Here is a 1,596-nt window from a genome sequence, read left to right on the forward strand (position 1 = left end):
CCTTAATTCCGCAACACTATTATAAAATATTTTTTTTAAGTACCTGAGCAACAAAAAGTTGCTCAGGATTTTGCCATGTCAGAGGATTCACTTAACTTAGTGTTGCAAAAAAATAATCAAACAAAACCTCATCAGGCATGGCAAAAATACAAATAAAATCCGAGAAGCTCACTCCTTTTGGAGGAATATTTTCAATCATGGAGCAATTTGACTCCACATTGTCATCTGTAATCGACTCGACACTCGGTCTAAGGTGTAGCTCGTTCGGTTATCAGTACAGTGAAATCGTCCGTTCCCTCATGAGTATCTACTTCTGTGGTGGCTCATGCATTGAGGATGTCACTACTCATTTGATGAACCATCTCTCGCTCCATCCGACACTTCGTACTTGTAGTTCTGATACTATCCTCAGAGCGATAAAGGAACTGACGCAAGGAAACATCTCATACACATCAGATACGGGTAAGAACTACGATTTCAACACGGCTGACACACTCAATACCTTACTGCTCAATTGTATGTTTGCATCCGGCCAACTGAAAGAGGGCGAGATGTATGATGTTGATTTCGACCATCAGTTCATAGAGACTGAGAAGTATGATGCAAAGCCTACATACAAGAAGTTCCTTGGTTATCGCCCTGGCGTGGCGGTTATTGACGACTTGATTGTTGGCATTGAGAATAGCGATGGTAACACCAACGTTCGTTTTCATCAGAAGGACACGCTGAAGAGATTCTTTGAGAGATTTGAGCAGAACGGACTTACAATCAATCGTTTCAGAGCTGATTGTGGATCATGTTCCGAGGAAATCGTGGAGGAAATAGAGAAACACAGCAAATCCTTCTATATCCGCGCAAACCGCTGCAGTTCGCTCTACAATGACATCTTTGCTCTTAGAGGCTGGAAGACTGAGGAAATCAATGGCATTGAGTTCGAATTGAACTCTATTCTTGTTGAGAAGTGGAAGGGTAAAGCATACCGACTTGTGATTCAAAGACAGAAACGGATGGACGGTGTGCTGGATCTTTGGGAAGGAGAATACACATACCGTTGTATCCTGACTAACGACTATGAATCTTCCACAAGAGAAATTGTCGAGTTCTATAACCTTCGTGGAGGAAAGGAACGTATCTTCGATGATATGAACAATGGTTTCGGGTGGGACAGATTGCCCAAATCCTTCATGGCAGAGAACACTGTGTTCCTTCTTCTTACGGCACTTATCCGTAATTTCTACAAGGCCATTATCCACAGACTTGACGTAAAGAGGTTCGGACTCAATGCAACAAGTCGCATAAAAGCGTTTGTCTTCAGGTTTGTCTCTGTACCAGCCAAGTGGATCAGAACATCAAGGCGGTATGTGCTGAATATCTATACCTGTAATAATGCTTACGCAGATATTTTTCAGACTGATTTTGGATAACGCCTACAACTTATGGGTATGATACTGCGTATTGCCTCAAGTCGCATAGTGGGGCAAGGGGATATTGTGGGCAGAAGTGGGTATTTCAGCCTCAATTTATCTGCTAATTCAGTGATGAGAGGACGTTTAGACGCAAGAAGGACGCTGAAGAGCTTAGTTGCGGATTTGAGGT

General features: G+C 42.7%; 1 protein-coding gene. It reads left to right on the forward strand.

The genetic code is table 11. The annotated features are described in order from the left end of the window. Positions 1–137 precede the first annotated feature (137 nt). On the forward strand, positions 138–1,424 hold the full coding sequence (locus tag DW896_RS21300; protein ID WP_005805709.1) for an IS1380-like element IS613 family transposase: 1,287 nt from the start codon (positions 138–140) through the stop codon (positions 1,422–1,424). Positions 1,425–1,596 lie beyond the last annotated feature (172 nt).

Source organism: Bacteroides sp. AM41-16 (genome assembly GCF_003603495.1).
Classification (GTDB): domain Bacteria; phylum Bacteroidota; class Bacteroidia; order Bacteroidales; family Bacteroidaceae; genus Bacteroides; species Bacteroides uniformis.